The organism is Chromobacterium sinusclupearum (assembly GCF_002902845.1).
Taxonomy (GTDB): domain Bacteria; phylum Pseudomonadota; class Gammaproteobacteria; order Burkholderiales; family Chromobacteriaceae; genus Chromobacterium; species Chromobacterium sinusclupearum.
Genome location: NZ_PPTF01000015.1, coordinates 35,365 through 47,639, shown reverse-complemented (window position 1 = coordinate 47,639; position 12,275 = coordinate 35,365). Strand labels below are relative to the sequence as shown.

The window sequence follows — 12,275 nt, the reverse complement described above, 5'->3', positions numbered from 1 at the left end:
CGTCGGCGGCTTCCTGGCGCTGGAATGCAAAAAAGCCTGCTTGCGCAGGCTTTTTTGTTTGGTGAAGCAGTCGAGTGGTGGAGGTAAGCGGGATCGAACCGCTGACCTCTTGCATGCCATGCAAGCGCTCTCCCAGCTGAGCTATACCCCCGTTGGATGTCGCTGCGTTCACAGTGCTGGGCATTCTATGCGTCTCTTTGCGGCTTGTAAATACCCTGCCGTCACAAAAGTGAAAAATGCCAGCGCAAGCTGATTTGGCATGTTTCGGCGGGATCGAGCATGGCATTGTCAGCGCGCGGGACGCTGTCACGCTGGCTCGGTTATAATCCGCAGCCGGAATCGGTTTGAGAGGCGGCAATGTCGGTTGGCCATTACGAGAATTTCCCGGTGGGTTCCATCCTGCTGCCGCGAAAGATGCGGCGGGCGGTGCACGCCATCTATCATTTCGCCCGCTACGCCGACGACGTGGCGGACGAAGGCGATGCCGACTCAGCGACGCGGCTGGCCGAGCTGGACAGGCTGGAAGCCGATCTGGACCGCATCGCCGTCGGCGAGCCGCCGCGGATCGCGCTGATGGCGCCGCTGGCGGTGGCCATCGCCGAGCATGCCTTGCCGCTGCAACCGTTCCGCGACCTGCTGTCGGCTTTCCGGCAGGATGTGGGCAAGACGCGTTACCAGAGCTTTGGCGAATTGGTGGACTATTGCCGCCGATCTGCCAATCCGGTGGGGCGGTTGATGCTGGCGCTGTACGGCGAAACCGATCCGCGCAGCCTGGCGCAGTCCGACGGCATTTGCACCGCGCTGCAACTGATCAACTTTTGGCAGGATGTGGCGATCGATTGGCAAAAGAACCGGGTCTATCTGCCGCAGGAAGATCTGGCGCGCTTTGGCGTGAGGGAGGCGCAGATCGCGGCCGGCCTTTGCGACGCCAAATGGCGCGCGCTGATGCTGTATCAGGTGGAGCGGGCGCGCAAGATGCTGCAGGCCGGCGCGCCGCTGGGGCGGACCCTGCGCGGCCGGCTGGGGCTGGAGTTGCGGCTGATCGTGATGGGCGGCGAGCGCATCCTGCAAAAGCTGCATGCCAGCGAAGGCGACGTGTTCCGCCAGCGGCCGAAGCTGAAGGGTCGCGATTGGGCATACATGATATGGCGGGCGTGCCGGGGCAAATGAGCCGGCGCGACGCAAACTACGGAATCCCGCCGGCAAAGTCCGGCGACAGTTTTGGGAGAGGCGCGTGACGCCGGATCAGTATTGCGAGGACAAGGCCGCGTCCAGCGGCTCCAGTTTCTATTACAGCTTCCGTTTTCTGCCGGCAGAGCGGCGGCGCGCCATCACCGCGCTGTACGCCTTCTGCCGCGAGGTGGACGACGCGGTAGACGAATGCCAGGACCTGAACGTGGCCAAGGCCAAGCTGGCCTGGTGGCGCGGCGAGGTAGGCCGGGCGTATCTGGGCCAGGTAGACCATCCGGTGATGCGCGCGCTGCAGCCGCACCTGAAAGCCTTCCAGCTGCCGCAGTCGCAGCTGGAAGAGATCATAGACGGCATGGAGATGGACCTGCACATGGTGCGCTATCAGCGCTACCAGGACCTGCTGCTGTATTGCCACCGCGTGGCCGGCGTGGTGGGGCAGCTGGCCGCCCGCATCTTCGGCTACCGCGACGAACGCACACTGGAGTACGCTCATGAACTGGGCGTGGCTTTCCAGCTGACCAACATCATCCGCGACGTGGGCGAGGACGCCCGGCGCGACCGCATCTATCTGCCGATGGATGAGCTGCAGCGTTTCAACTGCCCGGCGATGGACATCCTGCATTACGAGGAGAGCGAGGCATTCCAGGCGCTGATGGCCTTCCAGATCGAACGGGCGCAAGAGCAATACCGCAAGGCCTGGGATTTGCTGCCGGCGGAAGACCGCAAGTCGCAGCGGCCCGGCCTGCTGATGGCGGCGATCTACCGCGCCACGCTGAAGGAAATCCGGCAGGATGGTCCTGCCAAAGTGCTGAACCAGCGCCTATCGCTGGGAACCGGCCGCAAGCTGTGGCTGGCCTGGAAAACCTGGACCTTCGGCTACAAGCCGTGAAACCGAGAGTGGCGGTGGTGGGCGCCGGCTGGGCCGGCCTCGCCGCGGCGGTAGAGCTGGCCGGCTGGGCGGACCTGACCGTGTACGAGGCCGGGCGCGATCCCGGCGGGCGGGCGCGGTGCGCCGGCAAAGATGGCGCCAGGTTTGACAATGGTCAGCACATTCTGCTGGGCGCTTATGCAGAATGCTTGCGCCTGATGCGGACTGTAGGCGTCAGCCCGGAAAGCGCTTTGCGGCGGCTGCCCATGCAGTGGCTGCGCGATGGCGGCTTGCGTCTGCGCTGCCCGCAACTGCCGGCGCCGCTGCATGTGGCGGCTGGACTGCTGCTGGCGCGCGGCGTGTCCTGGACGGACAAGTGGAAACTGGCGCGCGCGCTGGATGGATTGCGGCGCTCGGGATACCGTTTAGAACACGACTTGAGCGTGGACGCCTGGTTGGCGGAGCAGGGGCAAAGCGCGGGCTTGCGCCGCGACTTCTGGCAGCCCTTGGTGGCGTCGGCGCTGAATACGCCGCTGCCGCGGGCATCGATGCGGGTGCTGGCCGCCGTCTTGCGCGACAGCCTGGGCGCCGCCCGCGAGGCCAGCGATCTCTTGCTGCCGGCGCTTGATCTGTCCGCGCTGTTTCCCGATCCCGCCTGGCGCTGGCTGGGCGAGCGCGGCGCGGCGTTGCGGGCCGGCGAGCGCGTGGCATCGGTGGAAATGAAGGATGGCAGGCCGCAGGTGGACGGTACGGAGTATGATGCTGTGATCGTCGCGGTGGCGCCATATCATGCCAAGGCTTTGCTGGCCGAGCCGGCCCTGCGGGAGTCGGTAGCCGCCTACCGATATTGCCCCATCGCCACGGTGTATCTGCGCTTCGACCGCTCGCCGCGCTTGCCGGCGCCGATGATGGGCGTCAGCGGCGGCACGGCGGACTGGTTGTTCGATCGCGAGGCGCTGTGCGGCGAGGCCGGTTGGCTGGCCGCTGTGATCAGCGCGCCCGCCGCGCTGCCGCCGGCTCAGGAGCTGGTCCATGCGGTGGCGGCCGATGCGCGCCGTTTGGCGCCCTGGCTGGGCGAGCCTTGCCAGAGCCAAGTGATTGTGGAGAAGCGCGCCACGTTTGCCAGCGAGATCGGCCTGATGAGGCCGGGTACTCGCGCTGCGTGGCCGGGAGTTTATCTGGCCGGGGATTGGGTGCATCCCGATTACCCGGCGACACTGGAGGGCGCGGTGCGCAGCGGCGTAGCCGCGGCCGCCGCAGTGAAGCGGGATTTACAGGTAGAACAATGACAATGAAGACTGAATTTGCTCCAGACGCGCTGGCCGGGCGCGTCATCCTGGTTACCGGCGCCTCGCAAGGCATAGGCCGCGAGGCGGCGCTGGCCTTCGCCCGCCATGGCGCGACGGTGGTGCTGCTTTCTCGCAGCGTCAAGGGCCTGGAGAGAGTCTACGATGAAGTGGTGGCGAGCGGCGCGCCGGAGCCGGCCGCGGTGCCGCTGGATCTGCTGAATGCCGGCGAGAACGAATTCAACAATCTGGCGCTGACCATACATCGAGAGTTCGGCCGCCTGGACGGGATTCTGCACTGCGCCTCGCATTTTTACGCGCTGTCGCCGCTAAGCAACCAGACCATAGAAGAATGGATGAACCAGTACCGCATCAATACCGTGGCCCGCTTCGCGCTGACCCGCGCCTGCCTGCCGCTGTTGAAGGATGCGCCGGATGCGTCGGTGCTGTTCGTCGGCGAGCATCACGCGCTGCATCCCGCGGCCTACTGGGGCGGCTTCGGCGCTTCCAATGCCGGCCAGGTTTATCTGACCACGGTGGCCGCCAGCGAATGGGACATGCATCCCAATTTGCGGGTCAATCTGCTGCTGCCGGGCCCGGTCAACTCGCCGCAGCGCAACCGGACGCATCCGGGCGAAGACAAGCGCGAGCGCGGTGATCTGGCCGATCTGATGCCGCATCTGCTGTACTGGATGAGCGCAGACAGCCGCGGCCGCAGCGGCGAAGTACTGGAACTGGATCTGCGTCAGCCGCGCGGCTGAGGCATTAGCGAAAACGGGGGATGAGCATGAGAATTTTGCTGCTGCTGACGACCATGTTGGCCCTTGGCGGATGCAATTGGGTAAACAGCGTAACCGGCCTGACCCGGGACTCGGACAAGGCTGTGGGCGCCGCCTGCCGCCAGACCGGCCGCTCGCTCGAGGAGTGCTATATCCGCAACCCCGAGGCTGATAAGGCGTCGATTTATGCCGGCTGGCGCGAGATGAACGAATACATGGCCAAGAACAAGCTGGAGACGATGGCGCCGCCGCCGGAGAAACCGGTCGCCGCTAGCGGCGCCATGGCGGGAGCGCCCGCCGCCGCCGTCAACAAGCCGGCCGCGCTAGCCGGCAAGTCCAGCGACGCCGGTCCGCATCCCTTAACCAGCGAAGAGGCGGACCAGGCCGCCAAGAACGATCCGGAAGTGGCCGCCGTGGTGGCGGCGATGCAGCATCCTGACGCGCCGGCCAAACCCAAGCAGCCCAACGGCAAGAGCGAGGCCGATCAGAAGCGCCTGCTCAACATCATCAACGAGCTCAACAAGTCCGACGCCAAGCATCCGGCCAATTGATCGTCCGCTTTTGCGGCATGGCTGGCCGGCTCCTGTTATTCTTCCGCCTTTGATTCCCATTTATTGTCCCTAATGGCCAAGAGCAAAACCGTATTCAGCTGCACCGAGTGCGGCGGACAAGCGCCCAAATGGCAGGGCCAATGCCCGCACTGCAACGCCTGGAACACGCTGGTGGAGTCTGTCGCTGCGCCGGCCGCCGCCGGCCCGCGCTTCCAGTCCTGGGCGGCCAATGTCACCCAAGTGCAGAAGCTGTCCGAAGTGCAGACCGAGGAAACTCCGCGCGACCCTTCCGGCATCGACGAGCTGGACCGCGTGCTGGGCGGCGGGATCGTGCGCGGCGCGGTGGTGCTGATCGGCGGCGACCCCGGCATCGGCAAATCCACGCTGCTGCTGCAGGCCTTGTCGCAGATCGGCCGCAACCGCAAGGTGCTGTATGTGTCCGGCGAGGAATCGGCGCAGCAGATCGCGCTGCGCGCCTCGCGCCTGGCGCTGGATACCAGCAGCGTCAATCTGCTGGCCGAGATCTGCATCGAAAACATCCTGGCCACGCTGAAGCGCGAGCTGCCGGACGTGGTGGTGATCGACTCCATCCAGACGCTGTACACCGAGCAGGTGACGTCGGCGCCGGGTTCGGTGTCGCAGGTGCGCGAATGCGCGGCGCAGCTGACGCGCATGGCCAAGCAAAGCGGCATCACGGTGCTGCTGGTGGGCCATGTCACCAAGGAAGGCTCGCTGGCCGGCCCGCGCGTGCTGGAGCATATGGTGGACACCGTGCTGTATTTCGAGGGCGACTCCCATTCCAGCTACCGCATGATACGGGCGATCAAGAACCGCTTCGGCGCGGTCAACGAGCTGGGCGTGTTCGCGATGACCGACCGCGGCCTGAAGGGCGTGTCCAACCCGTCGGCCATCTTCCTGTCGTCCTACCGCGACGACGTGGCCGGCTCCTGCGTGCTGGTGACGCAGGAAGGCACGCGGCCCTTGTTGGTGGAGATCCAGGCGCTGGTGGACGACTGCCATGGCTTCCAGCCCAAGCGTCTCACCGTCGGCCTGGAGCAGAACCGGCTGGCGATGCTGCTGGCGGTGCTGCACCGCCACGGCGGCGTGGCTTGCTTCGACCAGGACGTGTTCCTCAACGCGGTGGGCGGCGTCAAGATCAATGAGCCGGCGGCCGACCTGGCCATCATCCTGGCCATGGTATCGTCCTTGCGCAATAAGGCATTGCCGGAAAAATTGGTGGTGTTCGGCGAGGTGGGCCTGGCCGGCGAGGTGCGCCCGGTGACGCGCGGCCAGGAGCGGCTTAAAGAAGCCGCCAAGCTCGGCTTCACCCGCGCCATCGTGCCCAGCGCCAACAAGCCGCGGCAAGAAATCGAAGGCCTGAAAGTGCTGGCGGTGGACCGGCTGGATCAGGCGGTGGAATTCTGCAGGGAGTGAGCATGATAGACGCGCAGCTGATCGAGCAGGAGCGGCCGTATTTGTTGCGTTACGCGCTGGCGCAATTGCGCGAGCGCGACGCGGCGGAGGAGGCGGTGCAGGAAACGCTGCTGGCCGCGCTGGAGTCGCAGGCCAGCTTTTCCGGCAAGTCCACCCTGCGCACCTGGCTGACTTCCATTCTGCGTTTCAAATTGATAGACGCGATGCGCCGCAAGGGCAAGGAGAAGCTGTTCGAGTCGCTGGAAGACGAGGCGGACGACAGCGATTTCGACGGCCTGTTCGCGCAGGACGGCCATTGGCGCGAGCCGGTCAAGGCCTGGAGCGGGCCGGAGAATGAACTGATTTCGCGCCAGTTCTGGCAGGTGTTCGAAGAGTGTTCCCAAGTGATGCCGCGCCGCACCGCCATGGTATTTGTCATGCGCGAGGTGATGGGGATGGAAATCGCCGACATCTGTAACAATCTGGACATCAGCGCGACAAACTGTTCAGTACTGCTGTACCGGGCGCGGATGAGTCTGCGCGAATGTTTTTCAATACGCTGGAGCCGGGAGGACGAGCGATGAAGTTGAGTTGCCGCGAAGCCAGCCGGCTGATTTCGGCCGGCCTGGATCGGCCCCTGGGCGCCACCGAACATCTGAAATTGAGGATGCACCTGCTGCTATGCGGCAATTGCCGCCAATTCTCGCAGCAGTTGCAGCTGATGCGCCGGGCGGCGCGCCGGGCTGGCGATGGAGAAGACAGCATGCCTAACGGCTGATGCTTTTGACATGTCGGGTGGTGTTGTGGAAACTGGGCCTTTCTTTGAGAAAGGCCTTTTTCATGACCGCCGCCTCCACGCTGCAACAGCTGATTCAAATCCACGACGACAGTCCGGATGAGGTGATCGCGCAATTGCCCGGATTGATCGATTCTCCTGCGCTGCCGCCGGCCGACCATCCGCGCTTGGCCTGGCTGATCAATCACTTGCTGGGTGAGCAAAAGGGCGACTGGCGCGCAGCCTGGACGCTATTGCGCCGTTTGCCCCTGTCAGACGCCGGCCCAATCCTGCTGCGCCATAGCCTGGTTGCGGCAACTTTGTCCGGCGATGCTTTGGCGGCCTGGCGGCTGGAGCGGCAATGGCAGGCCGCGGGAATGGACGCCGGGATGATGCGGCTGCTGGGGCGGCTGGGCGTGTTGCAGGGTTTGCAACAGCATGGCCCGCTGTCCGGCTTGCTGCCGGCATTGGATGAATTGCTGCAGGAGCTGGAGCCTATCGCGGCCAGCGCCAACGACGCCACGCTGGCTTCGCTGGCCAACAATATCGTTTCCGGGCTGCTGGAGCGGGAAGACCTAGATGCCGACTCCTCAAGCCCGCGCATTGTCTGGCGGGCCGCGCAGTGCGCGCGGCGGCTATGGGGGCGGGCGGGGAACTGGGTCAATCATGAGCGGGCCGAGTACCTGCTGGCGCTGACGGCGAATCGATTTGCGCAGTGGCGCGATGGCCTGCAATCGGCCGATGCCGGCCTGGCGCTGATCGCCGACAACGGCGAGGAAGACGTGGACCGCGCCTTTCTCTTGCTCGAACGCGCCCGGGCATGCTTTGGCCTGGGACGCTCCGACGAGGGCGAGCTGGCTTACCAGCAGGCGCAGACCCTGGCGGCAGCGTTCGATGCCAGCCTGCGGCCCTGGTTTGATGGCTGCGCCAGCCGTGCCAGAATGGACGGCCCGCGCGCTTGAGGTTCTGCCTATGCCCGGCAGAACGAAAAAGGCCTTCCGCATGGAAGGCCTTTGTCTTGAAGCCGGGAAGCTTTACACCGATAGCGACATCAGCAGGCTGGAGATGTCATTGTTGCCGGCGCTGGCCTGGTACAGGCTGAGCGCGGCCTGGGCTTGCTGGTTGATGGCGTTGCTGCTGGCGCTGCTGTCCGTCGCCGCGCTTTGCTTGTTATTGCCGCCGTTCAATAGGTTGGCCAAACCGTTGTTTTGCTCGCCGCCGCTGTCATGGTGATGATGATGGTGGCGATGGCCGCCTTCGCTGGCTTGCGCCCCGTTGGCCTGTTGCAGGCCTTGCTGCAGTTGCTGGAAAGCCTGCTGAGCCTGGCTCAGGTTGCCGGATTGCAGATCCTGGCCCAGGGTGTTCAGCAAGGAGGAGACGGAATTGCCGGTGCCACCGCTGGTCTGGCTGTTGTTCAGCGCGGCAAACGGATCGGTTGCCGTGGCGCTGGCGCCGGTGGCGGACGTGGAGGATGCCGCGCTGATGGCATTGTTCAGCACCGCGCCGAAATCCTGGTTGCCATTGTCGGTGTTGTTGGAACCGTTCAGCTGCTGCAGTGCGGCCAGCGCTTGTTGCGCGCCGGCGATGTCGCCTTGCTGAACCGATTGCGTCAGGCTGCTGAAATCCTGGCGCCGCTGCTGATGCAGCGATTGCAGTTGCTGCCAGTACGAACTGGCGTTGTTGCTGGTGTTACTGCTGCTGATAGACATATTGCCTCTCCTTGAAAACGTGGATGCCGGGCAGCGCTTCACGGATCAGCTGCTGTCCTGGGCGGCGGGGCTGCAATTTTTGCCGCTTTGCCGCTGTCGCTTGCCGCCATGCCGGTATCAAAGCGTCTATTTGCCGATTTTTCTTGCCGGAACAATGGCTTGCCGCTATGGGTGTCAGCAAGGCGCGTGCCAGAAATGAGCTAAGAGGAGAGGCAAATGTTTACAAATATTTTGTCATGCGCCTGAGTGGGGTTTGGCGCCTGCAACCCAAGCTCGCACAGCGCCGTATCCAAGGCGGCGTCGGCGCTTAACCGAATCCGCGCTGGCGCAGCGCCTGGTACAGCATGGCCACGCCCAGGGCGTCGTTCAGCGCGTCGTGTCGCGGCGGGGCGGGGATGGCGAGGTCGCGGTACAGCTCGGCCAGCCTGAGATCGATATAGGCGCCGGGGTTTTGCTTGAACTTATAGTCGTAGTAGCGGGCGGAAACCTCGATCTGCCGTTGCGGCAGGGCAATGCCGAGCAGTGGCTTCACGTATTTGTTCAATACCGCCACATCGTATTCCAGGTAGTAGCCGAGCAATGGCCGGCCGCCGATGAAATCCAGCAGCTGCCGCACGGCCTGCGCCGGTTCCATGCCTTCGTCCAGATCGCGCCGGCGCAAGCCGTGGATGGCGATATTGTCGCCTTGCGGCAGGGTTTGCGGTTTGACCAGCAGGTACAGCGATTCGCTGCTGAGGATGCGGTTGCCGCGCAGCTTGACGGCGCCTATCGACAGCAGCTCGGCCTGCTTGACGTCTAGGCTGGTGGTTTCGCAATCGAGGCTGACCAGCTCCTCCGGGTGTTCGTCGAATACATGGCGCCAGGCCGGATCGCGCAACCGGGCAAGCAGCCAGCGGCGGTGCCATTGGCGCAGCATTACAGGCTACCCAGGCGATAGTGGTGGCGCAGTTGCGCCTTGAAGCGCTTGACGACGGCCAGCGCCTCCTTCAGCAGGTCTCTTTCCAGCGAGGATAGCCGTTCCGGCTCGATCAGATTGTCTGCAGGCTGGGCCGCCTCGATGCGCCGCAGCCCCTGGTCCAGCCGCAATTGCGACAACACGCCCAGCGCCTCCACGATGTCGTTGGCCAAAGAGGATTCCAGCCGCCCGGCGGCGGCGAGCGCCTGCGCGCGGGCGTGGCTTCCGGTTTCGTCGATGCCGTATTCCAGCGCCAGCGCGCGCAAGCCATGCACCAGTGGGAAAATGCCGCCTTTTTTCAAATCCAGCGTGTCGCGGCCATCGCGTTCGCGGGTGCGCAGCCGGGCGAACGGCCCCAGCGGCGTGTCGAACTGATCGATGGCGCGGGCGAAGCGGGCGTAGAAGCCGGCGTCGTCCTGCAAGCGTTCGCGCAGGTAGCCGCGACAGTCGGCCAGCAAGGAGGCGTCGCCGCATACCGCTTCGGCGTCGCAGAAGATCGCCAGCTGCATCATGCCCTCGCCGCTGGGCTGGGCCAGCCAGCCGTGTATGCGGTCGCGCATGGCGGCGCGGGTCAATCGCCATTCGGGGTGGCTGACCATGACGCCGCCTGGGCAGGGCGGGTAGCCAAAGCGGGCGAGGGCGGCGGAGAAGGCGTCGCAATATTCCGCCACGCTTTCAGGGGGAACGCCGTCGCGCAATAGCAGCGCGTTGTCCTGATCGGTCTTGAGGATTTGCTCGCCGCGGCCTTCCGAACCGAGCACAATCAGGCAGCTGTTGTCCGCCAGTTCGGCCGGCGCGATCATCCGCCAGGCGCGGGCGAACAGCCGCGCGTTCAGCGCCTGCACCAGCCGTCCCAGTTGCAGCGGCCGCACGCCGTGGCCGGACAGGATGCCGATCAGTCGGTCGATCTGGCTGGCGATGTCGGCAAGTTCATCCAGGCTGCTGGCGCGCTCCAGCCGCTGCGCGATCAAATGGGAGTGGTTGGAGAAGTAGGACAACACGTCGACCTGCGCCAGGATGCCGACCGGCCGGCCGTGTTCCGTCACCACCAGCCGGCGCAGATTGCGCTGCGTCATCAACAGCAAGGCGTTGAACAGGAAATCGTCGATGTCTATGGTCAGCAATTGGTAGCCGCAGTGGCGGCCTATCGGTTCGGCGCTGTCCACGCCGTCCAGGATCACGTCGCGGAAATCCGTGGTGGTGAAGATGCCCAGCCGCTCGCCATCGCGCACCAGCACGGATTTGCTGCGCTGCGCTTTCATGGCGGCAGCTACGTCCCGGATGCTGTCGGCGGCGTCGACAAATACCGGCTGGCGGCAGCCGGCGTCGCGCACGGTGGCGGTCAGCAGCGTTTGCAGTTCGCGGGTGCCGGCGCGCTGCGCCAGCATGCCTAGCTTTTGCGAGACGCTGGCGTAGAAATAGGCGCCGAAGCGCGGATGGCTTTCGGTCAGCGCCAGCAGCTCGGCGCGCGGCAGCGCCAGCAGCAGGGCTTCTTCCTCCACCACGAAGCGGTGCGGCGTCTGGCCGGCGATCAGCGCGCGGGTGTCGAAGCTGTCGCGCGGATGGTAGCGCGAAACCACTTCGTCTCCGGCCAGCTCGCACACCTTGCCTTTGATCACCATGTACAGCGCATCTATGGCCTGGCCCGGGCCGATGACCAGCGCGTCGTCGGGAAAGTAGACGATGTCGGCGCGGGCCTCGAGCGCGTCGCGCTCTGCGGGACCGAGCGTGTCGAACGGCGGCTGGCTGAAGTCGAAGCGGCTCATGGCGGATCCGGTCGTAGAAGGCTTACCCTCAGCATACCGCCAATCTCCGCCTGGATGTCAGTCCGTCTTGTGCGTCAGCAGCGGCGCGCCGTCGCGGAACAGGATCAGTTCGCCGGGCGACAGCGCCGTCCAGTGCTCGTTGTCGGTCAGCGGCTGGGTGGCGATCATCGCCACCTGGTCGCGCGGCGTGGTGACGGTGGCGAAGTCGACGCTGACGTCGTTGTCCACTAGGTGGGCGGTGTTGAACGGCGCGCGGCGGATGATGTAGTGCAGATGGGTGGAGCAATGGGCGAACAAAACCTCGCCATTGCTCAGCATGAAATTGAACACGCCCTTGCTGCCGATTTCCGCCGCCAGCGCGGCGACTTCCTTGAACAGCGTTTCCAGCTCCGGCGGCTGCGACCACTTGGCGCGCAGCCGCTCCATCAGGTGGCAGAAGGCGCGTTCGGAGTCGGTGGTGCCCACTGGGCGGTAATACTCGCCGGTTTCCGGCTGGAAGTCTTCCAGATTGCCGTTGTGGGCGAAGATCCAGTACTGGCCCCACATCTCGCGCATGAACGGGTGGGTGTTGGCCAGGTTGACCTTGCCCTGGGTGGCCTTGCGGATGTGGGCGATGACGTTCTCGGACTTGATCGGGTAGCGGCGCACCAGTTCGGCCACCGGCGATTCGACCGAGGGTTTGTCATCCAGGAAAACGCGGCACCCCTTCTGTTCGAAGAAGGCGATGCCCCAGCCATCGGCATGGTGGTCGGTCAGGCCGCCGCGGCGATGGAAGCCCTCGAACGAGAACAGGATGTCGGTCGGGATATTGCAATTCATGCCCAGCAGCTGGCACATCGATCTGATTCCACTTCATTAACGGTTTGCGTCACTGCCGGCGGGCGGCCGGCATATCGGATGTAGCTGAGCTTAGGCGATCTTGCGGCAACCGGCAATTGCCAATAGCCATTTGGCTCGAAAAGTCACTTCTTCATGCTGATAA

General features: G+C 64.8%; 13 protein-coding genes and 1 tRNA gene. 9 read left to right on the top strand and 5 right to left on the bottom strand.

From position 1 onward, the window contains the following. Positions 1-75: 75 nt before the first annotated feature. Positions 76-151, bottom strand: a tRNA-Ala gene (locus C2134_RS04055). Between the two features lie 206 nt (positions 152-357). On the opposite strand from C2134_RS04055, the gene hpnC reads away from it, so the two are divergent. The 9 genes from hpnC to C2134_RS04010 all read left to right on the top strand — a co-directional run bounded on the left by hpnC (position 358) and on the right by C2134_RS04010 (position 7,825). Further along, positions 358-1,170, top strand: coding sequence for a squalene synthase HpnC (gene hpnC / locus C2134_RS04050; RefSeq protein WP_103317744.1), 813 nt, complete (start codon positions 358-360; stop codon positions 1,168-1,170). Between the two features lie 64 nt (positions 1,171-1,234). Beyond that, the gene (hpnD, locus tag C2134_RS04045) at positions 1,235-2,080 is read left to right on the top strand and encodes a presqualene diphosphate synthase HpnD (RefSeq protein ID WP_103317742.1); all 846 of its coding nucleotides are present in this window, start codon (positions 1,235-1,237) and stop codon (positions 2,078-2,080) included. Beyond that, the gene (gene hpnE, locus C2134_RS04040; protein ID WP_233196347.1) at positions 2,077-3,348 is read left to right on the top strand and encodes a hydroxysqualene dehydroxylase HpnE; all 1,272 of its coding nucleotides are present in this window, start codon (positions 2,077-2,079) and stop codon (positions 3,346-3,348) included. The genes hpnD and hpnE overlap by 4 nt, the downstream gene beginning before the upstream one ends. Then, positions 3,345-4,106, top strand: a complete 762-nt coding sequence (locus C2134_RS04035; protein ID WP_103317738.1) for an SDR family oxidoreductase — start codon at positions 3,345-3,347, stop codon at positions 4,104-4,106. Before hpnE ends, C2134_RS04035 begins: the two co-directional genes overlap by 4 nt. A gap of 26 nt (positions 4,107-4,132) precedes the next feature. Beyond that, positions 4,133-4,675, top strand: a complete 543-nt coding sequence (locus C2134_RS04030; protein WP_103317835.1) for a hypothetical protein — start codon at positions 4,133-4,135, stop codon at positions 4,673-4,675. Between the two features lie 72 nt (positions 4,676-4,747). After that, positions 4,748-6,109 (top strand): DNA repair protein RadA, encoded by a 1,362-nt coding sequence (gene radA / locus C2134_RS04025; RefSeq protein WP_043622635.1) that lies wholly within the window; start codon positions 4,748-4,750, stop codon positions 6,107-6,109. Positions 6,110-6,111: 2 nt separating this feature from the next. Continuing rightward, positions 6,112-6,672, top strand: a complete 561-nt coding sequence (locus tag C2134_RS04020) for a sigma-70 family RNA polymerase sigma factor (protein ID WP_103317736.1) — start codon at positions 6,112-6,114, stop codon at positions 6,670-6,672. Beyond that, positions 6,669-6,866, top strand: a complete 198-nt coding sequence (locus tag C2134_RS04015) for a zf-HC2 domain-containing protein (RefSeq protein ID WP_071108360.1) — start codon at positions 6,669-6,671, stop codon at positions 6,864-6,866. The genes C2134_RS04020 and C2134_RS04015 overlap by 4 nt, the downstream gene beginning before the upstream one ends. 62 nt (positions 6,867-6,928) lie before the next feature. After that, on the top strand, positions 6,929-7,825 hold the full coding sequence (locus tag C2134_RS04010; protein ID WP_103317734.1) for a hypothetical protein: 897 nt from the start codon (positions 6,929-6,931) through the stop codon (positions 7,823-7,825). Positions 7,826-7,897: 72 nt separating this feature from the next. On the opposite strand, the gene C2134_RS04005 is transcribed toward C2134_RS04010, so the two are convergent. From C2134_RS04005 to C2134_RS03990, 4 genes are all read right to left on the bottom strand, one after another. Beyond that, positions 7,898-8,572 carry a hypothetical protein gene (locus C2134_RS04005; RefSeq protein WP_103317732.1) on the bottom strand — a complete coding sequence of 225 codons (675 nt, stop codon included), beginning with the start codon at positions 8,570-8,572 and terminating at the stop codon, positions 7,898-7,900. Positions 8,573-8,879: 307 nt separating this feature from the next. Continuing rightward, complete coding sequence (locus C2134_RS04000) at positions 8,880-9,488, bottom strand: 3'-5' exonuclease (RefSeq protein ID WP_103317730.1); 609 nt, start codon at positions 9,486-9,488, stop codon at positions 8,880-8,882. Further along, positions 9,488-11,293 carry a putative nucleotidyltransferase substrate binding domain-containing protein gene (locus C2134_RS03995; protein WP_103317728.1) on the bottom strand — a complete coding sequence of 602 codons (1,806 nt, stop codon included), beginning with the start codon at positions 11,291-11,293 and terminating at the stop codon, positions 9,488-9,490. The genes C2134_RS04000 and C2134_RS03995 overlap by 1 nt, the downstream gene beginning before the upstream one ends. A 57-nt stretch (positions 11,294-11,350) precedes the next feature. Continuing rightward, on the bottom strand, positions 11,351-12,130 hold the full coding sequence (locus tag C2134_RS03990) for a class II glutamine amidotransferase (protein WP_103317726.1): 780 nt from the start codon (positions 12,128-12,130) through the stop codon (positions 11,351-11,353). Positions 12,131-12,275 lie beyond the last annotated feature (145 nt).